At 44.3% G+C, this 25,241-nt stretch carries 24 protein-coding genes and 1 riboswitch; of the genes, 18 read left to right on the top strand and 6 right to left on the bottom strand.

The window, feature by feature from the left end; translation table 11 throughout:
• Positions 1 to 60 precede the first annotated feature (60 nt).
• From NST85_RS24630 to NST85_RS24580, 11 genes are all read left to right on the top strand, one after another.
• Complete coding sequence (locus NST85_RS24630; protein WP_341191163.1) at positions 61 to 2,304, top strand: MMPL family transporter; 2,244 nt, start codon at positions 61 to 63, stop codon at positions 2,302 to 2,304.
• 189 nt (positions 2,305 to 2,493) lie between these two features.
• Positions 2,494 to 3,243: an MBL fold metallo-hydrolase gene (locus NST85_RS24625; RefSeq protein WP_341190643.1), complete on the top strand. Its 750-nt coding sequence runs from the start codon at positions 2,494 to 2,496 to the stop codon at positions 3,241 to 3,243.
• Entirely contained in the window at positions 3,233 to 3,802 is a 570-nt protein-coding gene (locus NST85_RS24620) for a TetR/AcrR family transcriptional regulator (protein WP_307401118.1), read from the top strand. The genes NST85_RS24625 and NST85_RS24620 overlap by 11 nt, the downstream gene beginning before the upstream one ends.
• A gap of 73 nt (positions 3,803 to 3,875) precedes the next feature.
• Positions 3,876 to 4,133 carry a YqkE family protein gene (locus tag NST85_RS24615; RefSeq protein ID WP_341190642.1) on the top strand — a complete coding sequence of 86 codons (258 nt, stop codon included), beginning with the start codon at positions 3,876 to 3,878 and terminating at the stop codon, positions 4,131 to 4,133.
• Positions 4,134 to 4,325: 192 nt separating this feature from the next.
• Positions 4,326 to 4,907, top strand: coding sequence for a peptide deformylase (def, locus tag NST85_RS24610; RefSeq protein WP_307401113.1), 582 nt, complete (start codon positions 4,326 to 4,328; stop codon positions 4,905 to 4,907).
• 33 nt (positions 4,908 to 4,940) lie between these two features.
• A complete protein-coding gene (deoC, locus tag NST85_RS24605; RefSeq protein ID WP_341191162.1) occupies positions 4,941 to 5,612 on the top strand; it encodes a deoxyribose-phosphate aldolase in 672 nt (223 codons plus the stop codon).
• A 183-nt stretch (positions 5,613 to 5,795) separates the two neighbouring features.
• Positions 5,796 to 7,088 (top strand): homocysteine synthase, encoded by a 1,293-nt coding sequence (locus tag NST85_RS24600; RefSeq protein ID WP_127193554.1) that lies wholly within the window; start codon positions 5,796 to 5,798, stop codon positions 7,086 to 7,088.
• A gap of 314 nt (positions 7,089 to 7,402) precedes the next feature.
• Entirely contained in the window at positions 7,403 to 9,340 is a 1,938-nt protein-coding gene (locus NST85_RS24595; RefSeq protein ID WP_341190641.1) for a heavy metal translocating P-type ATPase, read from the top strand.
• Positions 9,341 to 9,475: 135 nt separating this feature from the next.
• A complete protein-coding gene (trxB, locus tag NST85_RS24590; RefSeq protein ID WP_127193552.1) occupies positions 9,476 to 10,423 on the top strand; it encodes a thioredoxin-disulfide reductase in 948 nt (315 codons plus the stop codon).
• 264 nt (positions 10,424 to 10,687) lie between these two features.
• The gene (locus NST85_RS24585) at positions 10,688 to 11,005 is read left to right on the top strand and encodes a helix-turn-helix domain-containing protein (RefSeq protein ID WP_341190459.1); all 318 of its coding nucleotides are present in this window, start codon (positions 10,688 to 10,690) and stop codon (positions 11,003 to 11,005) included.
• Positions 10,972 to 11,874, top strand: coding sequence for an IS3 family transposase (locus NST85_RS24580; RefSeq protein WP_341190458.1), 903 nt, complete (start codon positions 10,972 to 10,974; stop codon positions 11,872 to 11,874). Before NST85_RS24585 ends, NST85_RS24580 begins: the two co-directional genes overlap by 34 nt.
• A 41-nt stretch (positions 11,875 to 11,915) precedes the next feature.
• Here the strand turns inward: NST85_RS24580 and NST85_RS24575 are convergent, their stop codons facing one another.
• From NST85_RS24575 to NST85_RS24565, 3 genes are all read right to left on the bottom strand, one after another.
• Positions 11,916 to 12,761, bottom strand: coding sequence for an IS3 family transposase (locus NST85_RS24575; protein ID WP_341190640.1), 846 nt, complete (start codon positions 12,759 to 12,761; stop codon positions 11,916 to 11,918).
• Positions 12,710 to 13,060 (bottom strand): helix-turn-helix domain-containing protein, encoded by a 351-nt coding sequence (locus tag NST85_RS24570; RefSeq protein WP_127193234.1) that lies wholly within the window; start codon positions 13,058 to 13,060, stop codon positions 12,710 to 12,712. The genes NST85_RS24575 and NST85_RS24570 overlap by 52 nt, the downstream gene beginning before the upstream one ends.
• Positions 13,061 to 13,192: 132 nt before the next feature.
• Positions 13,193 to 13,390 carry a hypothetical protein gene (locus NST85_RS24565; RefSeq protein WP_127193551.1) on the bottom strand — a complete coding sequence of 66 codons (198 nt, stop codon included), beginning with the start codon at positions 13,388 to 13,390 and terminating at the stop codon, positions 13,193 to 13,195.
• A 340-nt stretch (positions 13,391 to 13,730) separates the two neighbouring features.
• On the opposite strand from NST85_RS24565, the gene NST85_RS24560 reads away from it, so the two are divergent.
• Complete coding sequence (locus NST85_RS24560) at positions 13,731 to 14,858, top strand: transglutaminase domain-containing protein (RefSeq protein WP_127193550.1); 1,128 nt, start codon at positions 13,731 to 13,733, stop codon at positions 14,856 to 14,858.
• Between the two features lie 65 nt (positions 14,859 to 14,923).
• Here the strand turns inward: NST85_RS24560 and NST85_RS24555 are convergent, their stop codons facing one another.
• Both NST85_RS24555 and NST85_RS24550 read right to left on the bottom strand, forming a co-directional pair.
• Positions 14,924 to 16,387 carry an amino acid permease gene (locus tag NST85_RS24555; RefSeq protein ID WP_127193549.1) on the bottom strand — a complete coding sequence of 488 codons (1,464 nt, stop codon included), beginning with the start codon at positions 16,385 to 16,387 and terminating at the stop codon, positions 14,924 to 14,926.
• 139 nt (positions 16,388 to 16,526) lie between these two features.
• A riboswitch (Lysine riboswitch) is annotated at positions 16,527 to 16,725 on the bottom strand.
• A gap of 174 nt (positions 16,726 to 16,899) precedes the next feature.
• Complete coding sequence (locus NST85_RS24550) at positions 16,900 to 18,048, bottom strand: virulence factor (protein WP_341190639.1); 1,149 nt, start codon at positions 18,046 to 18,048, stop codon at positions 16,900 to 16,902.
• A 333-nt stretch (positions 18,049 to 18,381) separates the two neighbouring features.
• On the opposite strand from NST85_RS24550, the gene NST85_RS24545 reads away from it, so the two are divergent.
• The 5 genes from NST85_RS24545 to NST85_RS24530 all read left to right on the top strand — a co-directional run bounded on the left by NST85_RS24545 (position 18,382) and on the right by NST85_RS24530 (position 23,784).
• A complete protein-coding gene (locus NST85_RS24545; protein ID WP_127193547.1) occupies positions 18,382 to 19,731 on the top strand; it encodes a cytochrome ubiquinol oxidase subunit I in 1,350 nt (449 codons plus the stop codon).
• Positions 19,728 to 20,759 carry a cytochrome d ubiquinol oxidase subunit II gene (locus NST85_RS24540; protein ID WP_127193546.1) on the top strand — a complete coding sequence of 344 codons (1,032 nt, stop codon included), beginning with the start codon at positions 19,728 to 19,730 and terminating at the stop codon, positions 20,757 to 20,759. The genes NST85_RS24545 and NST85_RS24540 overlap by 4 nt, the downstream gene beginning before the upstream one ends.
• A gap of 5 nt (positions 20,760 to 20,764) precedes the next feature.
• Positions 20,765 to 20,866, top strand: coding sequence for a cytochrome bd oxidase small subunit CydS (cydS, locus tag NST85_RS29405; protein WP_370877739.1), 102 nt, complete (start codon positions 20,765 to 20,767; stop codon positions 20,864 to 20,866).
• 123 nt (positions 20,867 to 20,989) lie between these two features.
• The gene (locus NST85_RS24535) at positions 20,990 to 21,928 is read left to right on the top strand and encodes an MBL fold metallo-hydrolase (protein ID WP_127193545.1); all 939 of its coding nucleotides are present in this window, start codon (positions 20,990 to 20,992) and stop codon (positions 21,926 to 21,928) included.
• 230 nt (positions 21,929 to 22,158) lie between these two features.
• Positions 22,159 to 23,784 carry an ABC-F family ATP-binding cassette domain-containing protein gene (locus NST85_RS24530; protein WP_127193544.1) on the top strand — a complete coding sequence of 542 codons (1,626 nt, stop codon included), beginning with the start codon at positions 22,159 to 22,161 and terminating at the stop codon, positions 23,782 to 23,784.
• A 74-nt stretch (positions 23,785 to 23,858) separates the two neighbouring features.
• Here NST85_RS24530 and NST85_RS24525 read toward each other — a convergent pair whose 3' ends face one another.
• Positions 23,859 to 24,047 carry a hypothetical protein gene (locus tag NST85_RS24525; protein WP_127193543.1) on the bottom strand — a complete coding sequence of 63 codons (189 nt, stop codon included), beginning with the start codon at positions 24,045 to 24,047 and terminating at the stop codon, positions 23,859 to 23,861.
• A 200-nt stretch (positions 24,048 to 24,247) separates the two neighbouring features.
• On the opposite strand from NST85_RS24525, the gene NST85_RS24520 reads away from it, so the two are divergent.
• Positions 24,248 to 25,126 (top strand): cation diffusion facilitator family transporter, encoded by an 879-nt coding sequence (locus NST85_RS24520; RefSeq protein WP_445671165.1) that lies wholly within the window; start codon positions 24,248 to 24,250, stop codon positions 25,124 to 25,126.
• Positions 25,127 to 25,241 lie beyond the last annotated feature (115 nt).

Here is a 25,241-nt window from a genome sequence, read left to right as displayed (position 1 = left end):
AATTACATTATGATTTATGTCACACCACTAATCAATGGAGAAAATGGAGATGGAGAAGATATGGATATCCTACTGGAGCGTATGGGTCGCTGGGTTGCTGGGGGAAGAACGAAATGGGTCACACTGGTCGCGTGGATTGTTCTTGCTGGTGTGCTAAGTGTAGTCTGGCCAGGCGTTAATCAGAAAGAAGATAATACTGCGGCTAATCTTGATTCTCTTCAGCCATCGGTTCAGGCGGGACTATTATCCGAGCAAGAGTTTCCAAGTGATTCCGGATTACCGGCGTTGCTCGTATGGAAACGAGATGGTGGACTTCTTGATGAGGACTACGAGAATATACAGAAGTTAACCGCTTATTTTACGCAGAATCCGCTTGAGGGGCAGGAGTTAGTCGTACCCTTCGATCGTATTCCTCTGCCAGCGTTGAAACAGCAGGCGTCTGAGGATGGAACAGCTATTGTATTGCCGTATTTCTTCAACAAGAATATTGATTCTGATCTGCTAAAGCAAGGGATTGCCCAGATTCAGGAGCAAGTGAAGACCGACTTCGGGAGCGATCCGTTCGCTGCTAAGCTTGATGATCATGGTGAACTATCCGTCCGTGTATCAGGACCTGCGGGAGTTTCACTCGACGCGGTAGGGTTATTCTCCAATGCAGACGTTTCATTACTTATGGCAACTGTACTGTTAGTTCTGGTCTTATTACTGCTTATTTATAGATCGCCTATCTTGGCGATTATACCTTTGATTGCAGTTGGCTTCGCTTATGGAGTAACTAGTCCGATACTGGGGAAAATGGCCGATATGGGCTGGATCACATTTGATTCACAGAGTATTTCAATCATGACTGTCCTTCTGTTCGGTGCGGGAACGGATTACTGTTTGTTCCTCATATCCCGATTTAGACAGCTCCTGATGGAGGAAAAGGATAAGTCAAAAGCGTTGGTAAGAGCGTTCCGAGATTCATCTGGTGCTATTGCAATGAGTGGATTCACCGTGGTCATGGCATTACTGGTATTGTTATTTGCTAAGTATGGTTCTGTCCACCGATTCGCCGTTCCTTTTAGCTTGTCGATTCTGATTATGGGCATTGCCAGTTTAACCTTGGTTCCGGCGCTGTTGGCCATCTTCGGACGGGTTTCATTCTACCCGCTTGTTCCTCGAACACCAGAGATGGCAGCTGAAAGGGCTCGTAAGAAAGGGAAAGCAAACATTTCTAAATCGCACAAAAAAAGCGGAGGTTGGGTCGGACGTGTAGTAACGAAGAGACCATGGCTAATTGTAATTGTGACCCTAGTGATTCTTGGAGGGTTCGCTGGTAATGCGCTACGGATTGAATACACCGTGGATATCTTATCTTCTTTTCCGGAAGATAGTCCTTCTCGTGAAGGATTTGCCGTTATTGCAGATAAATTTACGCCAGGTGAGTTAGCACCAGTTAAGCTTATGGTAGATACTCAGGGGAAGGAAGTTCCACTTGAGAAGACCTTCTCTGAATTGCCTTTTGTTAGCAAGGTGTCAGAGATTACCCAGGGGAAAAATAATAATGAGATTAACGCTATAGATATCGAGTTTAATTTAAATCCATATTCTAATGAGGCAATGAAGCATATTCCTGATATACGAAACGCTGCAGTGCAAGTTTTAAAGGATGCCGGTGTAACATCGCCAGAGGAGCGGGTTTGGGTTGGGGGATTGACGTCAACTCAGTTTGATACGGAAGCGACTAATGCACGAGATCAACAGGTCATTATTCCGATTGTAATCGGCTTGATCGCCATTTTATTACTTGCGTATCTTCGCTCCGTAGTTGCCATGATCTATCTAATATTGACAGTCGTGTTATCTTACTTCTCCGCACTTGGATTGGGCTGGTTCGTTATCCACGACATCATGGGCGCTACGGCGATTCAAGGTCTGATTCCACTCTATGCCTTCGTGTTTCTTGTGGCGCTAGGTGAGGACTATAACATTTTCTTGATCTCAAGCATTTGGAAGAAGCGAAAAAGTATGCCGCTCAAGCAGGCCATTCAAGAGGGAGTTACGGAAACAGGGGGAGTCATCACCTCTGCGGGCTTAATATTGGCGGGTACCTTTGCTGTGTTGGCAACATTACCGATTCAGGTATTGGTACAATTTGGCCTGATTTGCGCCATTGGAGTACTACTAGATACATTTGTAGTCCGTCCACTACTTGTTCCGGCAATTACGATGCTACTGGGACGATGGGCTTTCTGGCCGGGAACAGTGGAGGGAAAGACTGAAATATCTCAGCAAATTCATACCACAAACAAAAACAACTAAAATGATATAGATCGCTTTGGGCAGGACTGCGGGATGATTATATTCCGGTGTCCTGCTTTTTATTTTCGTTTTTTAGATAGATCGACTTGCAAAACTAATGGCATTAGTTATAATATAAACTAACGACATTAGTTTTATTGTAGAAAAGTAATGAAATAGACTGATAAGGTGAGAGGGAGGCAAGGGTTCATGAGAATAATTCAGAAGGAAAACTTATTTCAATTATCATTTCTCCCAAGAATTTTCCCTGTTAACTGCTATATAGTTGAAGAAGAAGACGGGGTAACGTTGATCGACGCAGCGCTGCCTTACAGTATAAAGGGGATAATTCATACGATCGAAAAAATAGGTAAGCCATTATCACGTATTGTTCTGACACATATCCACAATGACCATGTTGGTTCTCTAGATGCCCTGAAGTCTCGATTTCCACAGGTTCCAGTATATGTTTCAACAAGGGATGCGCGACTGATGGATGGAGATCTCTCCTTGGATCCGGGTGAACCACAGACTCCCATTCGTGGAGGAGTGCCCAAGACGCTACAAACTCGCCCAGATGTTCTCATTGCGGCTGGTGATGAAATTGGATCGCTGTTGGTTATCGCTAGTCCGGGTCATACACCGGGATCGATATCTCTGCTAGATCAACGAACCGGCGCACTGGTGGTTGGCGATGCCATGCATACTCGCACAGCCGTCGCGGTGAGTGGGATGATGACTCCTCTCTTTCCGTTCCCGGCTATGGCTACATGGAATAAGCAGGTGGCGCTGGATAGCGTTCGGAAGTTAGTAGCGTTGAATCCAACGCTATTAGCAGCAGGACATGGCAACCTGATCTTAGACCCCATTCAGGCTATGGGCAGCGCGGTTAAGAAGGCGGAACTGGCATTTGGATCTGTGTCAGGCGAAAGCGAGAGGAGTGAACCCCATGTCACCTAGAGCCGGACTTAATGCAGAGTTGGTTTTACAAGCTGCCTGGGAGATTGCTGATACTCAAGGTATAGCTGCTGTAACTTTGTCATCCGTAGCTCAAAAACTAGGGGTGCGTTCACCTTCACTTTACAATCATGTCAGTAGTCTTGATGAGCTTAGAAGAATGCTGGCTGCACAAGTTCTGAATCAATTGCATGAACGTATCGTTGCTGCCATAGATGGACTTAATGGAGAGGCGGCGATACGTGCCTTTGCTAGTACTTATATTAACTATGCTCTAGAGCATCCAGGATTATATGAAGGTGCCCAAATAGCTTCTGATCAGAGAGATCATGAGGTTACCAGGGCGGGTGGAGCTATTGTAGATTTAACGCTTCAGTTATTGAGTCACTATTCTTTGAATGAAAAAGAGGCATTGTACGCTGTACGCGGATTGCGAAGCCTGGTACATGGTTATGCATCTTTAGAGCGACTTGGTGGATTTGGACTTCCACTCGATTTGCAAGAGAGCTTTGAGTTTAATTTGAACATCTTTCTTGGGGGACTGAGGCACGGCAGTTGTTGACAGTATTTTTAACTCTGTGATACTTTAGGTTTGAACTCACAGTAAAGTCAGAACTAACCGAGGTGAACTGAAAATGGCCAAAAAGAAATCACGTCCAACGCCTCCCGTTACTTCCGGTGATCAACCAGCTACGCTAAAAGACTTGCTCAGCCCTGATATTGTAAGCAAGCTAAAGGAGCAGGCTGCGGATATGAAACGGGAAGAAGAGCAACGGAAAGAGGAAATTCGGATCCAAGCAGAGGAAGAACGTAAGGCGAAACAGAAACAACTGGATAATAACTTTGAGCATTTGCTAAGTAAAAGTGATATGGATTGGCATAAATATAAATGAACTGGAGCTCCGGATAGGAGCTCTTTTCTATGTATTGTTGCGGTATTATCAGGAGTCTTATTGTATGATGAGCAGGTAACGATTACAATACTACTATGGATTCAATATAGTTTAACGAGCGATGATTCCCTGTGACTACTGGTTAGCTAGCGGCACAAATAATAAGTACGAAGGTGGATGAGTTTTTTATTTATGAGTAAATTCAAACGAGACTATATCATAATGATGGACGATATTATACGCGAAGGCGACCCCATTCTCAGAACTGTAACGGAGCCGGTAAGTGTTCCTCCAAGTGAGGAAGACAAAGAAGAAATGGCGGCAATGATGCTCTTTCTGAAGAATAGCCAAGACCCTGAACTAAGTAAAAAATATAAGCTCCGGGCAGGGGTAGGCTTGTCTGCTAATCAAATTGGTTTGAATAAGCGCATGTTCGCAGCGTTGCTAACTGATGATAAAGGTGTAGATAGAGAAATTGCGCTATTTAATCCAAAGATTATTAGCCACTCGACCACCATGGTCTATATACCGGAAAGCGAAGGTTGTCTCTCGGTAGATCGGCCGATCCAGGGCTTTGTACCGCGATATGAAAAGGTACAGATTAAGGCCTGGAATGAGAAAGGTGAGGAAATAAAGGTTCGTTATAAAGGTTTCAATGCGATTGTGATGCAGCATGAAATCGATCATTTGAATGGAATTATGTTCTACGATCGGATCAATAAGGATAATCCGTTTAAGCTTCCTACAGATGTACAAATTTCAAGTTTATATTAATAATAGATCAAAATCGGGGGAATTAATGTGAGTATGAAATCGGTCGTGGCTAAGATAGACCACACTTTGTTAAAAGCTGATGCAAGAAAAGAAGATATTGTGCAGCTAGCTAATGAAGCTAAGGAATACGGGTTTGCTTCCGTATGTGTAAATCCAGTATGGGTGGAGACGGCTGCAGAAGTATTAAAGGATGTCCCTAATGTGAAAGTATGCACGGTTATCGGGTTCCCACTTGGGGCTTCTGCACTACAGGTAAAAGCGTTTGAAACGGCACAGGCAATTGCAGATGGAGCCAAGGAAATTGATATGGTCATTAACATTGGTGCTTTGAAAGCTGGGGACGATGACCTAGTTGTACGTGATATGATTGGTGTGGTTGAGAAAGCAGAAGGCAAAGCTCTTGTGAAAGTCATTCTCGAGACATGTCTGTTAACTCCTGAAGAAATTGTTCGTGCATGCAGGTTAGCTGTATCGGCGGGCGTTGATTTTGTCAAAACTTCCACAGGATTCTCTACGGGTGGAGCTACAATAGAGGCAGTGGCACTAATGGCGAAGACGGTTGGCCCTGGAATTGGTGTAAAGGCCTCCGGTGGCGTACGGAGTCTCGAAGATGCTTTAGCTATGATTGAAGCTGGAGCAACCCGGTTAGGTTCGAGTGCAGGTGTGGCTATAGCACAAGGCCTACGTAATGATGGGGCTTACTAAGCATTCAATATAAATTAGATAAACAGGTATGAACCCGCCGGGTATTGGCGGGTTTTTTAATTTTATAATAATTCACATAGGTTTTATCGGATTTGCTATGTTCAAATGGATGATTTTGTGAGAGAATATACAAAACATTAATTAAATCAAATTAAATGTATTTATTCTAAGGAGGAATTATTCATGTCTGAAGAGCGTAAACTTGCGTTGGAAACCCTTGCTGTCCATGCGGGCCAGGAAATTGATCCCACTACATATTCAAGGGCCGTACCATTGTATCAAACGACTTCCTATGGTTTCCGCGATACAGAGCATGCTGCGAACCTATTTGGTTTGAAGGAATTTGGTAATATCTATTCCCGTATTATGAATCCAACTAACGATGTGTTTGAGAAGCGGATCGCAGCACTTGAGGGCGGAGTCGGCGCACTTGCTACAGCATCTGGACAGGCTGCAATAACTTTCTCCATTCTTAATATCGCTGGAGCGGGTGATGAGATCGTCTCGTCTGCAACGCTCTACGGTGGTACGTATAATTTGTTTGCTAATACATTACCAAGGTTAGGCATTGATGTGAAGTTTGTTGATTCCTCCAATCCAGAAAATTTCCGCTCAGCTATTACGGATAAGACTAAGGCGTTGTATGCAGAGACCATTGGTAATCCGAAAGGAGATGTGCTTGATATCGAAGCGGTAGCGGCAATTGCCCATGAACATGGTATTCCATTGATCGTGGATAATACGTTCCCAAGTCCGTATTTGCTACGGCCCATCGAATTTGGTGCCGATATCGTGGTCCATTCCGCTACAAAGTTTATCGGCGGACATGGGACATCGATCGGTGGTGTGATTGTGGATAGCGGTAAATTTGATTGGACAGCGAACGACAAGTTCCCTGGCTTGACGAATCCAGATCCTAGCTACAACGGTGTGGTATACACGGATGCTGTAGGACCGCTCGCTTATATTATTAAGGCGCGTGTACAATTGCAACGGGATCTGGGTGCATCATTAGCACCGTTTAATGCATGGCTATTGATTCAAGGACTGGAGACGCTCCATCTTCGGGTAGAACGTCATAGTGAGAACGCCCTAAAAGTGGCAAAGTATTTAGAAGCGCACGACAAAGTGGAGTGGGTTAGTTATGCTGGACTTCCTAGCCACGAATCCTATGAACTTGCACAGAAATATCTACCAAAGGGTCAAGGAGCAATCCTGACTTTTGGAATCAAAGGCGGAGTGGATGCAGGACGTAAGTTGATCGAGAGTGTGAAGTTGTTCTCACATCTTGCCAATGTTGGAGATTCCAAATCATTGATTATTCACCCAGCCAGCACGACGCATCAGCAACTCTCGGAAGAGGCGCAACTAGCAGCGGGAGTTAATCCAGGACTCATTCGTTTATCTGTCGGCACAGAATCGATCGACGATATCATTTATGATCTAGAACAGGCGATTGAAGCCAGCCAATTGTAGGTGGTGGAGTAAGACGCCTAACTAAATAGTGAATTAGCATAATCGAGCAAAGGTTGCTATTCAGGGTTGAATGATTCCCGGAATAGCGATCTTTTTTTTATTGAATAGAAATATCTGTATTTACAGAAGTAAGCAGAAGGGTTAAAATAAAATTAAAGTTTCACAAAGGAAAAACTGTTGTCCTAGTACAACAATGATTATCATTCTCAATAACATGCTGCTCCGGGGATTCCCGGGGCAGCATGTGTCATTTTCAGGGCATTAACAATAGTATTCATTCTCAATTGACCATTACAAAAGTGGAGGGGATTTAAATGCAAGCCATACACAGGGTGATGCCTGCTACACAGAAATCAATGAATCAGCCAGATCCGGGACGTCGGCCTCGCGCCTCAATTCTAGCGATGTTACGTCATAAAGAAATATTGATGGTGATATGTAGTGGAGCTTTGATGCTGGCAGCTTGGGGGATTGGAAATTGGTCGGAACCATTTTCGGTACTGCTCTATATTGCGTCTTATGTACTGGGTGGGTATTTGAAAGCCAAGGAAGGTTTATTGACCTTATACAAGGATCGTGACCTGGATGTTAATTTGTTGATGATTGCTGCAGCGCTGGGTGCTGCGTCCATTGGATATTGGAATGAAGGTGCAATGTTAATATTCATCTTTGCACTTAGTGGTGCGCTAGAGTCGTTTGCAAGTGAGCGAAGCCGGAAGGATATTTCCGCATTAATCGCATTGAAGCCAGAAACAGCGCTTCGAGTCGATGGTGACGGAATGAAACGAGTTGCGGTGGAAGAATTGAGCATAGGAGATTTGTTATTAGTGCGACCAGGGGAGGTTATTCCGGCCGATGGTATTATTCGGAGTGGCGGATCCGCGGTTAATCAAGCGACGATAACAGGTGAATCCATCCCTGTGGATAAAGGTGTAGGTGATGGAGTCTACACAGGTACGCTCAATGGTGAAGGTGCGCTTTATGTGGAAGTGACAAGTCCGGCGGAAGGGACACTCTTCGCTAAGATCATTGCTCTAGTGGAGCAGGCGCAGAATGAGACGCCTGAAACACAACGGTTTATTAAGCGTTTGGAAGGTGTATATGCCAAAGGAGTAGTTATGGTAACCATGGGGTTCATATTGTTAACCCCCATACTTTTAGATTGGGCATGGTCTTTTGCATTCTACAAAGCCATGGTATTTCTAGTCGTTGCTTCTCCTTGTGCCATAGTCTCATCTGTTATGCCCGCTATGTTATCGGCCATGTCAAAGAGTGCCAGAGGTGGTGTACTCTTTAAAGGCGGAGCGCACATGGATAATATGGGGATGACTAAGGTAGTTGCATTTGATAAAACAGGAACACTTACGGCAGGGCTACCCATGGTAACGGAGCTATTTGCTGCGGATGGGTATGATCGATTACAATTGCTTTCCGCTTGCGCTGCTGCAGAGAGTCTATCAGAACATCCACTTGCTCGTGCTATCGTTAGAAAAGCAGAAGAGGAAGGACTAGGGATTCAAGCTGCGGAGGAATTGCAAGCACTTCCTGGTTGGGGGATTGAGGCGAGAATTGACGGGATCCTCTGGCGTATTGGCAAAGCGGATGAGAATGATCCTAGTTTACCAGAATCGTTGCGCCAGCGGCTCCAGGTTTTAGTGAATGATGGGAATACGGTTTCCGTTATTCAATGTGGCGACAATTATGCAGGATTGATTGCATTGCAAGATACGGTTCGTCCACAAGCGAAGGCTGCTCTTTCCAAGCTACATAAGCTTGGGGTAGTTACAGTGATGTTGACAGGGGACCGGAGTGGAACGGCGCAGTCTGTTGCTAGGGAAGCGGGTATAGATTTGGTATATGGCGATCTGTTACCACAGGATAAGGTGAAATACGTTGGGGAGTTACGCGCAAAGCATGGTCATGTCGTTATGGTTGGCGATGGTGTTAATGATGCGCCTGCGCTTGCTGCGGCGACAGTTGGTGTGGCGATGGGCGGAGCAGGCAGTGGGGCAGCGCTGGAAGTAGCGGATGTTGTGTTAATGAATGATAACCTGGAGCGGGTTGCTGAGACGATTGAGTTGGCTAGGCGTGCTCGAAAGATCGTGAAGCAGAATCTGATTTTTGCAGCTGGTGTCATCACATTACTTATTATAGGTAACTTTGTTCAAGAATTACCCTTACCACTTGGTGTGGTAGGTCACGAAGGTAGCACTCTTCTAGTTATTCTTAACGGACTGCGTTTATTGCGCTAACTTGGAGTAACTTCATCATTCCTTCATTTAAACTTCACCTAACCCCTCCGTTACGAATATTGACAGTACGCTAGCCATTCAACATAATTAAAGCAAGAGACTAGCGTACTTACCTTGAAGGAGGAACTTATATATATGTATAAATCTATTATTATAGGTACAGGGCCAGCTGGCCTTACAGCAGCTATTTACCTGGCACGAGCTAACCTGAGTCCACTTGTGATTGAAGGACCACAACCAGGTGGTCAACTAACTACCACAACAGAAGTAGAGAATTTCCCGGGATTTCCTGAGGGGATTATGGGACCGGAATTGATGGATAATATGCGCAAGCAGGCAGAACGTTTTGGCGCAGAATTCCGTACTGGCTGGGTGAACAGCGTAGACATGAGCCAACGTCCATTTAAGCTTCAAGTGGAAGGAATCGGTGAACTAATTACCGATACATTAGTACTATCAACCGGAGCTACTGCGAAGTATCTGGGTATTCCCGGAGAACAGGATAATATCGGACGTGGTGTGAGCACATGCGCAACTTGCGATGGTTTCTTTTTCCGTAACAAGGAAATTATCGTCGTGGGCGGCGGAGATTCTGCGCTAGAAGAAGCTGGGTTCTTAACTCGTTTTGCGTCGAAAGTGACACTGGTACATCGTCGTGACGAGATGCGCGCCTCCAAGATTATGCAGGACCGTGTACGTGGGAATGAGAAAGTGGAATGGGCACTGAACCGTACACCGCTTGAGGTTATAACGGATGAGAAGGGTGTAACCGGACTCAAAGTGCGCAACAATGATACAGGTGAAGAGGAGATTATTAATGCTAGTGGCGTGTTTGTGGCCATTGGTCATCATCCCAATACCGCATTCCTTGGTGGGGCAATTGATACAGACGAGAACGGCTACATTATTGTGAAGCCAGGAACATCAGAGACGAATATCCCAGGAGTGTTTGCTTGTGGCGATGTGCAAGATACTCGTTATCGTCAAGCGATTACCGCTGCTGGTAGTGGATGTATGGCAGCTATCGATTGTGAGAAGTATATTGAGAACTTGGAGCATGAAACAGTGCCTTCTTCAGTATAATAGTTTGATATATTAAGGCTGAGAGAAGGAGCGTTATCCTGGGTATGAACAAAACTCAATTTGAGAGTGCTCTGGCCTAGTAAGCTTGTGAGAAACAAAAAAAGAGCCCCTTGGCTCTATTATAGGAGAATGGTCAAGACCCCAATTAGTAGACACTGTAAAAACACCTAGGACACAAGCTGGTTCCTGTACTCTGATATTATCCCCTTTAAGTAGACAGTAAAAAGAATGACGTTTATTGTTGATATTTGGAGGGGATTTTTTATGGGCAGAATACTACAAAGCTATACCACCGAGATGAAACTTAAAGCGGTACAAATGTATATAGAAGCTGGAATGGGTTATAAACGAGTAGCAAGAGAGCTGAATATACCTGAACCATCTGTTAGACGTTGGGTGAAGCGTTATGAAAAAGAAGGGGCATCCGCACTGGAGGAGAAACGGGGTAAAACAAAAGGTTTGACTAAGGGAAGACCCCGCAAAAATCCATTAAGTCCGGAAGAGGAGTTAGTTAGGCTCCGAGCTGAGAATGAGTACTTAAAAAAGTTGTGGGCGCTACAAAGGGGGCAAAGAATAGAGTAAGTAAAGTCTCCCAATATGAACTGGTTAAACAATTAGTATCTACTGGATACAACATCACGTTACTGTGCGAAATCGCAAAAGTATCTAGAAGTGGATATTACAAATGGATAAGAAGAATGCTCACTCCGTCGTCAAAGCAACTTATGGATGAGGAGCTGAAGGAAAAGATCATGGAAGTGCATCAACGTTTACACGGCATTTTCGGTTATCCACGAATACAAACATGGTTGTTTAAGACGCATGGCATACATGTTAATCATAAGAGGGTCTATCGTTTGATGAAAGAAATGGGGATCAAATCTAAGATTCGTAGAAAGAAACGATTTCATGGCAAAAAGGAGACTTATGTAACTTCAGACAATATTTTGAACCGCGATTTTCATGCATCCCAACCCAATGAAAAGTGGGTCACAGATATTACTTACATTCCGTATAACCAAAAAAACTTATATCTTTCCACCATTTATGACCTTTTTAACAACGAAGTCATCTCATACCAAATAAGTACTAGAAACGATTTACAGCTTGTCATAGACACGGTAGAGCTTGCTCGCGGTGTACGCAAAACGGAGGGAGTTCTTCTCCATAGTGACCAAGGTTATCAATACACTTCTAGGTTGTACAATAAACTTCTGACCCAATACAAGATGAAAGTAAGTATGTCTAGAAAAGGAAAATGTTTGGACAATGCCTGCATGGAGAGTTTCTTTGGACATTTCAAAGCAGAATGTATGTATATCCAGTCTTTTCAATCAGAGGAAGCATTGATCTCCGCAATTCATGAATACATACGGTTTTACAATTATGATAGGTTTCAGAAAAAATTAAACAACCTTAGTCCAGTGGAATACCGAACTAAGGCTGCTTAATGTACTTCAGTTTTATTAATGTCTACTTGACGGGGGTAAGATCACTCAACAGGAGTCAGCTTGTTTAATTTTCGTTGTGCTCTATCTTCGTTATAAAAACGAATAAATTCTTCAATTCTTCTTTGTGCCTCATCGGTACTTCGTATATCATAAGGGTAGAGTGCTTCGACTTTAAGATGAGAGAAGAAGCTCTCGATTGAGGCGTTGTCATAACAATTCCCTCGACGTGACATGCTGATTTGGGCTCCAACCTGTGGCAGCATGTCATGGTAAGCATGAGACGTGTACTGGCTTCCTTGATCGCTGTGAACGATCAGCCCGGTCACGTCTTTATGCTTTTCAAACGCCTTTCGAAACGTCTCTAAGACAAGCGGATTGTCATTATTCCTACTAATGTGGTATCCGACGATTTCGTTATTCCACAGATCTTTAATGGCAGATAAGTAAATCTTGTCATCAAAAACACGATATTGCGTAACGTCTGTTGCCCATTTCAGATTAGGTTTATCGGCTTTAAAGTCTCGGTTCAACAAGTTCTCTGCGATCCTTCCATCCGAAACAGCCGCCTCATGACTTGTTCTATGGACGTACTTACGGCGTATAATCGCTTGAATACCTAGTTCCTGCATGAGTCGTAGAACCTTCTTATGATTCACTACAAGACGATATTGGCGATACAATTCATCCTGTATACGACGGTATCCTACAGTCTTGTTACGTTGCTCATAAATGATACGGATCTTAAGCTTCAAATCCTCGTCAATATGCTTATTCTTGCGCTTTAAATAAGCATAGTAACCGCTTCTGCTAATCCCCAAATATACACAGAGCTCCTTTACGGTTTGTTTATGCTTAAGTTCGTCGATGACGACATATCTATCCTGCAACCCTCCCGATTCAAGATTTGTAACCACTTTTTTAGGACATCTACCTCCAACTGCAAACGACGCAACTCACGCTCTTGCTCTGTTTCAGCCTTGTGTGGATCTCCACGTCTATCTTCAAATGCAGCTTGTCCTTCTGTCCGATACTTCCTCACCCAAACCTTAACACGGTTTTTATCGTTTATTTCTAAGTGTTCTGCAATCTTTCTGTAGCACCATCCATCCTCAATAAACAGTCCTACCGCTTCTACTTTAAGAGACTCAGGATAATGCTTAAACTTCTGACCCTTCTTTGCTGGCATAAAAAATGCACCCCCTAGAATTTCATCGGCTAAACCCGGGGGTTTTTCCAATGTCTATTCTAAGGGGTGCACTTCAGAACAGATCACGAGATCTGTTCTTCTTTTTGCTGTATTTCATAGATTTCACTAAGTTTAATGGAATAGACCAGAGACAAGTTGGAATACGAAATAACTGAGAATGCCGCCGCCGATTAGGCTAAGTCCGGCTTTCTTTTTACCTTGGAACAACCGTAAGGCGCCTAGGCTTACCAGAGGGGCAATAATAAGTACAAAGCACATTACTGCAACAAACATTTGTACGGAAATGTCTGAAGTATCTACTATGGTCATAGTCCTTGTCTCTCCATTCCTGTTAATAATTTAAATTGATATGATAAAAATCACAAAGAATCATGTTATTTATTATACCTAAATCTGTGTTGTTATGTAGGAAATTAACTGAGAAAATAAGTCAAATTTGCGTCACTTTTAGAAATAGAATTGATTATATAGTGTGAAAAATCTCATTCGTGTTAGCTCGACAAAACTAGAAACCTTCTGCAATATTAGCTGTGTTACAATGTGCTCAAAGGGAGCTTGGACCGCTATCAAGCTTCTGGAAGCTTAGAGTAAGAAGAGTAAGAAGAGTAAGAAGAGTAAGAAGAACCAATGGGAGAAGGAGTTGGAGAAGATGAGACTGAACGTACATAAACGATGGCTAACTGCGGGAATTATTGGCGTCATTCTATTTGGATCCATCCCATCAAAATGGGGAGTCGTTGAAGTATACGCTACTGCAGACATAGCTTCTGTATCCTCTTCTGAGCAAATTCAATCGAAAATTGCGGAGGGAATGGCTATGCGCCAAACTTCCCTATCTTTTAAATATAAAGGATCTACGAAAAACTTGGAGACCATGTTGAAGGATGCGATGAACGGGGCGCTCGACAGCGATCCTTATACGAAATACATCGTTGACCGTTATGCATACTCTTGGCGGGGAACCACAGGTGCTGCGAAAATTACGATTAATATCGTATACCGTGAGACGGCGGAACAATCTGCTTATGTGAATGAGAGAGTCCAAGCCATATTGAAAGAAATTATCAAGCCAAGCATGAATGATCATCAGAGAGTTAAGGCCGTCCATGACTATGTGGTGATCAATTTGAAATATGACGAGGATTTAAAAATATATACGGCATATGAGGGACTACGAACAGGTGAGGCTGTGTGCCAGGGGTATGCGCTCCTTACTTATAAATTGTTACAAGGTGCGGGGATAGAGAACCTAATTATTGAGGGGAATGCTGGTGGACAGGCTCATGCCTGGAATCTGGTTTTACTGGATAAAAAGTGGTATCACATCGACACGACGTGGGATGACCCGATCCAGGACTCCCTAAGCGGAATTAGATATTCGTATTATCTTAAGAACGATGAAGAGATGCGAAGAGATCATATATGGACCAAGAAATATCCTTCCGCTACCTCCTCATATAAAGAAAACCTCCAAAGCTTGATCAAGAAGGGCGGAAAGGTAACAGCCTTCTATCAAGCGATGGAGGATGAGCTAGGTTATAACTTATATGATGCTACTGCTGTTGTCACGAATTCAACAGGGCTACAGTCCAAAGTGAAGCAGGGACTTAAGAAGAATAAACTGACAGTTACCTTAAGATATTCCGGACTAGAGAAAAGTCTTCTAGAGGATCTAGGTAGTTTGTATGAGCTAAATATTAAGAATATTAGCTATCTCACGGAACCTCTGGAAGAAACCGAAGATTGGCGGGTCGAGATACATTGGGAGATGAAATAGAACATCCTAGGCTAGCCTATCGAAATTAGTGTATTCGATGCCACGGGAGTGAGCGCTACTCTATTCTAGCGCTCAGATGGGGCATCGAGTTCACAATCTTTAAGTGGGATTAGCTTGCTTCCCTTGCTCCATTTATAACCGAGCCACAGAATCAGAAATAATGGGACACTGATATAAGTGACGACTAGACCGTACCAATCAATACTATCGCCATTGAAAGAAGACATACTCTGACCCAGGATCACAACCAAGCAAAGAGCGAAGGCAAAGATTGGTCCAAATGGGAACCAACGTGCCCGGTAGGGAAGATCATTAAGGTCACGACCTTGAGCCAAATAAGCCCGACGGAAACGGTAATGGCTAATAGCGATGCCAAGCCAAGTAATGAAACCACACATACCAGAGGCATTTAGTAACCAAGTATAGACGACACCATCTCCGAACAGAGAGGCAAAGAATGCGGTCATACCAACGAGTGTTGTCATCAGCAGGGCGTTCATTGGAATGCCGTTACGGTTTAGTTTGCCAAGGAATTTTGGCGCCTTACCACGTTTAGCCAGCGAGTATAGTACCCGTGATGAAGCATACATCCCCGAATTGCCGGCTGACAGAACGGAGGATAGAATGACAGCATTCATGACCGAAGCTGCGAAAGCCAGCCCCGCTTTTTCGAATACGAGTGTGAAGGGGCTAACGCCAATACTTTCAATACCATCCTTAAGCAGATCCGGATTAGTATAAGGGATGAGCAGGCCGATGACTAGAATGGCTAGAATGTAAAAGATCAGGATCCGCCAGAATACTTGGCGAATGGCACGTGGGACATGTTCACGTGGATTATCACTTTCTCCAGCTGCGACACCAACCATTTCCGTTCCTTGGAACGAGAAACCGGCTGCCATGAACACACCCAAAACGCCAAGGAATCCACCATGGAAGGGTGCGTCACCCGTCGTGAAATTACTGAATCCTACAGCTTTTCCCCCAAGGATACCGAAAATCATAAGCACCCCGATAACGAGAAAAACAACGACTACCGCAATTTTGATCATTGCGAACCAATATTCAGATTCCCCATACCCTTTAACAGAAAGAACGTTTATTCCTAGAATAATAGCAAGGAATAGTACACTCCACATCAGCGAGGAGCTCTCGGGGAACCAGTATTTAATAATCAGTGTTGCTGCAGACAATTCGGCTGCAATCGTAATCGCCCAGTTGTACCAGAAGTTCCAGCCCATGGCGAACCCTAGTGATGGATCAACAAATCTTGAAGCATAGGTCTCAAAGGAACCAGAATCCGGCATGTAGGTAGCAAGTTCCCCCAAACTGGTCATTAGGAAATAGACCATTATGCCAACTGCGGTGTACGCGAGAAGGGCGCCACCAGGTCCTGCTGTGGCGATAGCTCCACCACTTGCGAGAAACAGTCCTGTTCCGATGGAACCCCCAAGTGCTATCATTGTCATGTGACGAGCCTTGAGACCGGGCTTTAGACTGTTAACGGATGCAACTTTTTTGTTACTCATGTTATACGACTCCTTCAAATAGGGATCTTCCCCGTAATTATTAGAGATCGAAGTAGCGGGACGATCCACACATAGAAAAAAGACCGCAGAAAGGATTCTGCGGTCTTATTGTATACACTGTGTATCCGCACCATTCCTCCATGAAGATAGCTCAACACGATTTGCCGGGATGACGGGAAATCGTGACAGTTCTGTCCCTTTCGGTAACAGCCCCAGCATGACACCCGATTGAAGCCTAGTGTCTTACTTCGGCGAAGGTGCCTTTCCCCCGGGATTCATGAGCGGCTTCAAACGCCTCCTCCGGGATACTCTTCACAATCGCGACCTCTACCTCATCGTTTCAATGATGAGGGTACTACATATTTTGTTGGTTTTTGAACAACTCACAGTATATAGCATGGAATTGAGCTCGGCAATGTCTAATTGTTTACAATTTTTATATATCTCGTCGAAAAGGGTACTGTGCCGTCCTTATGAGGACGGCACAGTACCCTTAATTACGTAAGAGAAGTTTAAACGTCGTTCCCACTGCGGTCGCGGTTAGCCATCTGTTGCCATACGGTTCCGGCAGCTTCTTCACCTGATTCAATCCGTTCTAGTGCCATTCTCGCCTGTAGGCCGACTTCAAACTCAGGATCTTCAGCGGCTTCCCGCAGTGCTTCAAGTGCGCTATCAGTCCCGACTTCGTAAAGGAAGCGGGCGGCCCGCCAGCGAACAAGCTTGCTCTTGTCCTTGAGCGTTGCAATCATCGCCTCTGTTGCAGCGGGATCACCAATGTCAGAGAGCGTATCGCCCGCTGTGCGACGCACAACAGGGGAGGCATCGCGCAGCGCCTCATAGAGAAGCTCCATCGCTTCCGGCGTACGGATGTCGCCGAGATAGACAACGGCAAGGCGGCGAAGCTGCAGCTTGGGATCGCGCAGTGCCTTCGCGATGATCGGTAGGGCTTCCGGCCCCGGTTGTTGCAACGCCTCGAGTCCGGCGTAGCGGACTTGCCAATCCTCGCTCTGTTGTGACGATGCGATTTCTTCTAAGCTGAGTTCACGGCGTTGCTCAACGAACTCGCTCTCGTTACGACCGTGGGCAATCGCTTGTTCGATGACTGCCTGCAGCCGCTCTGGTGGAAAGGCGGCCTCTAGTTCCTGCTCGATCTCACGGGCGATGTCTGCAAGTTCTCCATAGCGAACGCCGTAGTCACTTAACTTACGCTCCTTAATGAGTGTAGAAGTGGCTACTTCTGTTACCGCTGATAGAAATCGCTCTGAGAGTCCAATGCGTTCCTCTTGTAATCCTGATTTGACCCGGATTTGCATCGGAATGCCACGGAAAAATTGAACAAATACCTGCGCTTCACCATAACTAACCATTTCCGTATCATCTGGGTTCCATGTAGATTCCACGGTTTCTTGGCCGAACTGCTCTTGTACTTGAGATAGAATCGCAGCCCAATCGGCATTTCCTTTACGATCTAAGGCGACAAAATCGGCGGTATGAAAGACACTTTTCACTCCAGGGATCTTCAGCATTTGTGCTATCCAGGTTGGGGCGGACCGCTCATTATCCTGGTTGTATGTTTTCCGGATACCCGGCTCTAAACTCTCGTCTAAATGGAGCTTCATTGAATTAGGACTTGGTGTAGGCTCTATAAATACAATTTTCATAAACTGTTCACATCTCCTTTCATTATTATTCTACCTCATAGGTGGCTTTTGCCCAACATTTTGCGAAATAGATTGGAATTACAATCGGTTTGAGGAATAAAAAGGAACTGATACGCCACAATAAAACAATAGAAATTAAGGGGGCGGACTTCGGCGATGTTCAGAAAACAAGAGAAAAACTTAATCATCGTATGTCTAGTAGTCGCTGTTGTGATGCTATATGCATTTGTGAAAAGTGTGATCCGTTTCATGAAGTACTATTGATGAGCAGCACCCAAAGTCAGCCGTTGTTTACGTTGGAAGATCATATTAAAAGGGAGTTGAGCTCATAACATGTCTTCACTAGATCCTGTCACGTTAAGCCGAATGCTTACGGGACTGACATTAGTCGTACATATTATCTTCGCATCGATTGGGGTTGGCGTACCGCTTATGATTGCCCTAGCGGAATGGAGGGGAATCCGTACGGGAGACCCTCACTACACACTTCTTGCGCGTCGTTGGGCTCGGGGATTTGTGATCTCTGTAGCGATTGGTGTCGTTACAGGAACCGCCATCGGTCTACAGCTCAGCCTACTGTGGCCAACGTTTATGAGGGTTGCTGGACAAGCAATCGCGTTGCCGCTATTCATGGAGACATTTGCCTTTTTTGTAGAGGCCATCTTTCTCGGAATTTACCTATACACATGGGAACGTTTCAAAAGACCCATGCTACATCTACTACTACTGATTCCTGTAGCGATAGGATCTTCAGCTTCGGCGTTCTTCATTACTACTCTCAATGCATTCATGAACACACCACAGGGATTTACGCTGGAGAATGGGGTGTTTGCTGACTTTCAGCCATTAGTGGCTATGTTCAATCCAGCTACACCGACTAAAGTATCACATGTAATAGCTTCATCCTATACAGTTAGTGCAGGGTTACTAGCGGGAGTTGCTGCATATAGCCTGCTTAAAGGCCGTAAACATGTTTATTTTAAGAAAGCGCTGAAGCTAACAGTAACGGCGACTTTTGTATTTGCTCTAGCAACAGCGATCATCGGTGACTTCTCCGGTAAGTTTCTAGCTCACTATCAGCCAGAGAAACTGGCAGCTGCAGAGTGGCATTTTGAGACGATGAAGCAGGCCCCATTGATATTTGGCGGTATATTGGACGAGAACAATGAAGTGAAATATGCGCTCAAAATACCGTTAGCATTAAGTGTATTGGCTGGAGGTTCTCCGAATACCGAAGTGGTCGGCTTGGATGAATTTCCTCAGGATGAGCTGCCTCCGTTGTTTATTCACTATCTGTTTGACCTGATGGTGACATGCGGTATGTTGCTCGTTGTGATTCCTTTCCTATATCTCATTCGCGGCAGATTACCAGGTAAGAACAAAGGTTATCCTCGATGGATGTTGATTAGCATTATAGCGTTGGGTCCACTTGCAATGGCGGCAATTGAGTTGGGTTGGTTATATGCTGAGTTCGGTCGTCAGCCGTGGATTGTTCGTGGTTACATGAAGGTATCGGAGGCAGCTACAACATCTTCAAGTGTTGGTTACATGTTGGTGCTGTTTGCTTTTCTGTATATCGTATTGTGCTTGTCCTGTATTAAGGTACTTTCTAAATTGTTTCGTAATAAGGACGTGCTAGCTGAGATGAAGGAACTTGGAATTGAAGGAGGGGAGATATCTTGAGCTATGAAGTTGTAGGTATTACGGTGCTATGGACGTTTCTATTTGGATATCTCATTGTTGCCTCTATCGATTTTGGTGCAGGGTTCTTCAGTTATTACAGTGTGATTCGAGGACATGAGAATAAACTACATGACATCATCCAGCGTTATTTGTCGCCGATGTGGGAGGTGACGAATGTATTTTTGATTTTCTTTGTAGTAGGGCTCGTCGGTTTTTTTCCAGACTCCGCTTACTATTACGGTACAGCGTTATTAGTTCCGGGTAGTCTAGTTATTGTACTTTTGGCGCTCCGTGGAGCTTATTATGCATACAATACGTATGGTAGCAGCAAGTCGAATAATTTGTGGTATATGAGAATTTACGGGGCAACAGGTTTATTGATCCCAGCTGCCTTGTCCACTATTCTGGCGATATCTGAAGGTCATATTATTTTAGAAAGGGAAGGTAAGGTCATTCTGGAGTGGGGAAGATTCTTCAGCAATCCATATACTTGGTCTGTTATATTGCTGGCGTTGGTGTCCGTACTTTACATTTCAGCCATGTTCCTATCCTATTATGCCAAGAAGGCTGGCGATCGATCTGCGTTCGAGATTCTGCGTGGATATGCACTGATGTGGAGTGGTCCAACGATTCTCGCAAGCGTGTTTGCTTTTTTTCAGATCAATCGCCAGAACCCAGAGCATTTCCGTAACATGCTAGGAATTTCTTGGATGTTCATTGCTTCCTTCATCTGTTTCTTAGTTGCTGTTTATTTTCTCTGGAAACGGGTAAGGTTAGGGACTTCCTTTATTTTTGTCCTGCTACAATTTGGGTTTGCTTGGTATGGATATGGTCGTTCTCATCTTCCCTATATCCTCTATAAGCAAGTGAATATCTATGAGAACTTTACGAATGAAACGATGGCGATTGCTCTCATCAGTGCATTTGTCGCGGGTTTGTTTATTTTGGTTCCATCTCTGGTTTTATTGTTACGTCTCTTTCTGTTTGACGCCAAGTATGTTCGTGGTAATTCGCCAAAGAAAGGGTGAGGATAATGGAACATTTTATTATTATGGTGGCTCCCCAATTGGTAATTGCGGGTGCAGTTTTATTTCTGTTTCTATATGGTTATAAGTATAATGATCCTTCTGATTGATTAGAAAGTTTGGAATTGCCTGCTATCTGATTTAAAATAGAATAAACTAAACTTTAGGGAAAAATTTTGCAGTGTGAATAACCACATTTAAAGAATAGGGATGAAGGGGAGGAGACCTTGGGTTTGCGAAAAAAACGCTATAACAACATGGATAACGTCGGTACTGACAATACATTAAAACAGTTCAAGCAATGGCGGGAAGAACGACGCAATAAGAACAAAGATTATTCGTATGTCATTCCCAATTCACCTCCCTTGCTTGATTATCTACGGGATAACCGGGAAGAGACTTCAATCACTTGGATTGGTCATTCTACATTTTTCATTCAGTATGAAGGATTGAATATTGTGACTGATCCGGTTTGGGCAGGCCGAATGGGCTTTCAGCGAAGATTGGGTACGCCTGGTATTCCTATTGGGGAAATTCCCAAGATTGATATTATTCTGATTTCACATTCGCACTATGATCATATGCATATGTCCTCGATCCGTAGGCTTTATAGTGAAGACACAACGCTAATTGTACCTATGGGTCTTAGGCGGAAATTGGCTCGTAAAGGCTTCCGCCAGATCCAAGAGCTGAGTTGGTGGGAGGATCTTACTATCGGTAATGTAAAAATATCGTTCGTACCAACGCAACATTGGACACGCCGAACATTATTCGATACGAACACCTCTCATTGGGGCGGATTTGTGCTAGAACCGGCTGAAGGAAAAGAGTCCCAAGTCGTTTATTTTGCAGGAGATAGTGGCTATTTCAAAGGGTTTACGGACATTGGAGAGCGATTTGAGATCGATGTTGCATTATTGCCTATTGGGGCTTACGAACCTGAATGGTTTATGACTTCCCAACATACGACACCAGAAGAAGCGCTCCAAGCATTTCTTGATGTGAAGGGTAAGCTGATGATCCCGATGCATTATGGCACCTTTCGATTGGCTGATGATACGGCGAGGGAAGCACTCGAACGGCTTGAGGCAGAGCGTCAACGTCTAGACATACCAGCCGACTCCATTAAAATATTGCTACATGGGGAGACGCTTCGTTTCCCTCAGAGCTAGAATCGTAATAACGGAATGGCGTGCGTTACTTTGCTGACAGCCTCTCTGAATGAGGTGATTAGGTCTTTTTTAGCAAAGTAGGGCCGCCGAATTCCGTTATTTTTTATGTTTTAATATGCCTTAATTTATCCTAATAGGTGGTCTAAGTTGTCCTCGGTAGCGTCTATACCGATTTGTGTTATAATATTGAGTTAGTAGTGTGATAAAAAATAAAGGATGGTAATGCCTAAATGATTAGTACAACTGGTGTAACGCTCCGCTATGGAAAACGGGCACTTTTCGAAGATGTAAATATAAAATTTACGCCCGGTAACTGTTATGGTTTAATTGGCGCAAATGGAGCAGGAAAGTCTACCTTCATCAAAATTCTGTCCGGCGAGATAGAGCCCAATCAGGGTGAAGTACACATGACTCCAGGCGAACGGATGGCTGTACTCAAACAGAATCACTATGAGTATGATGATTTCTTCCCTGTGGAGACGGTAATCATGGGTCACTCACGGCTATACTCGATTATGAAAGAGAAGGACGCTTTGTATGCCAAGGCGGATTTCACTGAAGAGGATGGAATGCGCGCTGGGGAGCTTGAAGGTGAATTTGCAGAGCTGAACGGTTGGGACGCAGAACCGGATGCAGCAGCGCTTTTGATCGGACTCGGTATTCCACGTGAACTACATGATAAGAAAATGGGAGAACTTAGTGGTAACGAAAAGGTTCGTATCCTCTTGGCACAGGCTCTCTTTGGTCGTCCACACAACTTGCTGCTGGATGAGCCTACCAACCATTTGGACCTTGAATCTATTCAATGGCTCGAGAACTTCCTTATGGATTATGAAGGTACTGTTATTGTAGTATCCCATGATCGTCACTTCTTGAATAAAGTGTGTACGCACATTGCGGATATCGACTTCGGCAAAATCCAGATGTATGTCGGTAACTACGACTTCTGGTATGAGTCTAGCCAATTAGCTCTGACACTGCAACGTGATGTTAACAAGAAGAAGGAAGAGAAAATTAAAGAGCTTCAAGCCTTTATCCAACGGTTCTCAGCGAATGCTTCGAAATCGAAGCAAGCGACTTCCCGTAAGAAGCAATTGGATAAGATTACACTTGATGATCTGCGTCCTTCTAGCCGGAAGTATCCGTTCTTGAACTTCAAAGCGGAGCGTGAAGCGGGCAAGCAATTGCTTACGGTTGATAGTCTTACAAAGAGCATCAAAGAAGAAAAGCTGCTGGAAAATGTAAGCTTTGTTGTTAATAAAGGCGATAAAATTGCTTTTGTTGGACCGAATGGTGCTCCGAAGTCGTTGTTATTCCAAATTCTTATGGGTGAGCAAGAAGCCGATGCTGGTGAATTCAGCTGGGGCGTAACAACCTCGCAGGCTTATTTCCCGAAAGATAATAGTAATTATTTCGATGGCGTAGATTTGAACCTTGTCGAGTGGTTGCGTCAATATTCAACGGATCAAGATGAGACTTTCTTACGTGGCTTCCTAGGGCGGATGTTATTCTCTGGAGAAGAGGCTCTCAAGAAGGCAAGTGTGCTATCTGGGGGCGAGAAGGTACGTTGTATGCTGGCGAAGATGATGTTAAACGGCGCCAACGTGCTGTTGTTTGATGAACCAACGAATCACTTGGACTTGGAGTCGATCACGGCACTCAATAACGGATTGATTGATTTCGATGGAACGATTTTGTTCACATCCCATGACCATCAGTTCATCCAAACGATTGCAAACCGTATTATTGAAATTACACCGAACGGGGTTATTGACCGTAATATGTCGTATGACGAATATCTGGAGAGCGAAGAAGTTCAGAAATTGCGCGAATCCATGTATCCAGAAGAGGCGTAATTATATAAACCATAACGAACAAGCCGCACAGCCCTTAAAGGCAAGTGCGGCTTGTTTATTTGGAATGCGGGTTCTTATGACCCGCCGGTCCGGCGGCGTTGGTTATTTGGCTTTTTGTTATTCTGAGTTTTGAGCGCCTTGGTTTGATGGTTTTCCGCCGTTCCTGGTTTGTTCCCAGAAGCTTGTTGTTGTTTCTTCTGTTGAAGCTTTTGACGCATTGCTTCGGCTAGATCAATTTTGCGTGGTTCATTTGTTTCTGTCATTCATATCATCTCCTCATAATAGAAAACGGGGGTATCCTTATATTATACGTTTTTAAATGAGTGGACAACGGGAATAATGAATAAGGCTGCTTTAGCCTTGTGCAAAACTGTTTCTCTAGACCCACAAGCTCAACATTTGCTAAGATGATAAAACGATTTTAATTCTCTTGTCGTGGGAGAAAGATTTGGAGGTGCGGATTATGGACATATACGAAGACATACGCAAAGGGGAGCGCGGCGCGTGGGTCAGCATCATAGCTTACATACTGTTATCCGCATTTAAACTGTTTTGTGGTTATTTGTTTGCATCGAGCGCTTTGCAGGCGGACGGATTTAATAACTTGACTGATATCGTCGCTTCGGTGGCTGTACTGATCGGTTTGCGGATTTCCCAGAAGCCACCGGATTCAGATCATACCTATGGGCATTTCCGGGCAGAGACTATTGCAGCACTGATCGCCTCATTTATTATGGCTATGGTTGGTATACAGGTGGTTGTCGATGCTGTCCGTTCACTGTTTGAGGGTCAGAAGGGTCAGCCTGATGTACGTTCTGCGATAGTAGCTTTGATCTGTGCTGCTGCAATGTGGGGAGTGTACATATTCAATCGGAGATTGGCTAGCCAGATCAACAGTCAAGCATTGATGGCTGCTGCGAAGGATAATTTATCAGATGCCCTGGTCAGCGTAGGAGCGGCTGTAGGGATTATTGGAGCTCAGTTTGGCTTACCGTGGCTTGATATAGTGGCGGCTATTGCTGTCGGTGTGCTTATTTGTAAGACGGCATGGGATATCTTTCGTGAATCGACACACCGCTTAAGTGATGGCTTTGATGAGAAAGAGCTGGGTGATTTGCGGGGTTCTATTGCCCGTATTAAAGGCGTGGAAGGAATTAGGGATCTGAAGGCCCGTATTCACGGCAATCGCGTACTCGTTGATGTTATCATTGAGGTTGATCCCCAATTGACGGTTATGGAGAGTCATCATATCAGCGATTTAGTAGAAGAACGGATGAGACGTAACCAGAAGAATGTGATGAATGTTCACGTTCATGTGGAACCTAAATTAGAGGATAGCTAATAGTGAAGTGATAGAAAAGGTCGTCAGAGATTTATTCTGACGGCCTTTTTTCCATGCCAAGATTCCTGTAGATTTAGCGAAATATAGTAAAAATGGGTAAAAAGTCTTGAAAAAT

Source organism: Paenibacillus sp. FSL K6-2524 (genome assembly GCF_038005525.1).
GTDB lineage: Bacteria > Bacillota > Bacilli > Paenibacillales > Paenibacillaceae > Fontibacillus > Fontibacillus anaericanus.
This window is presented reverse-complemented; position numbering and strand designations above follow the sequence as displayed.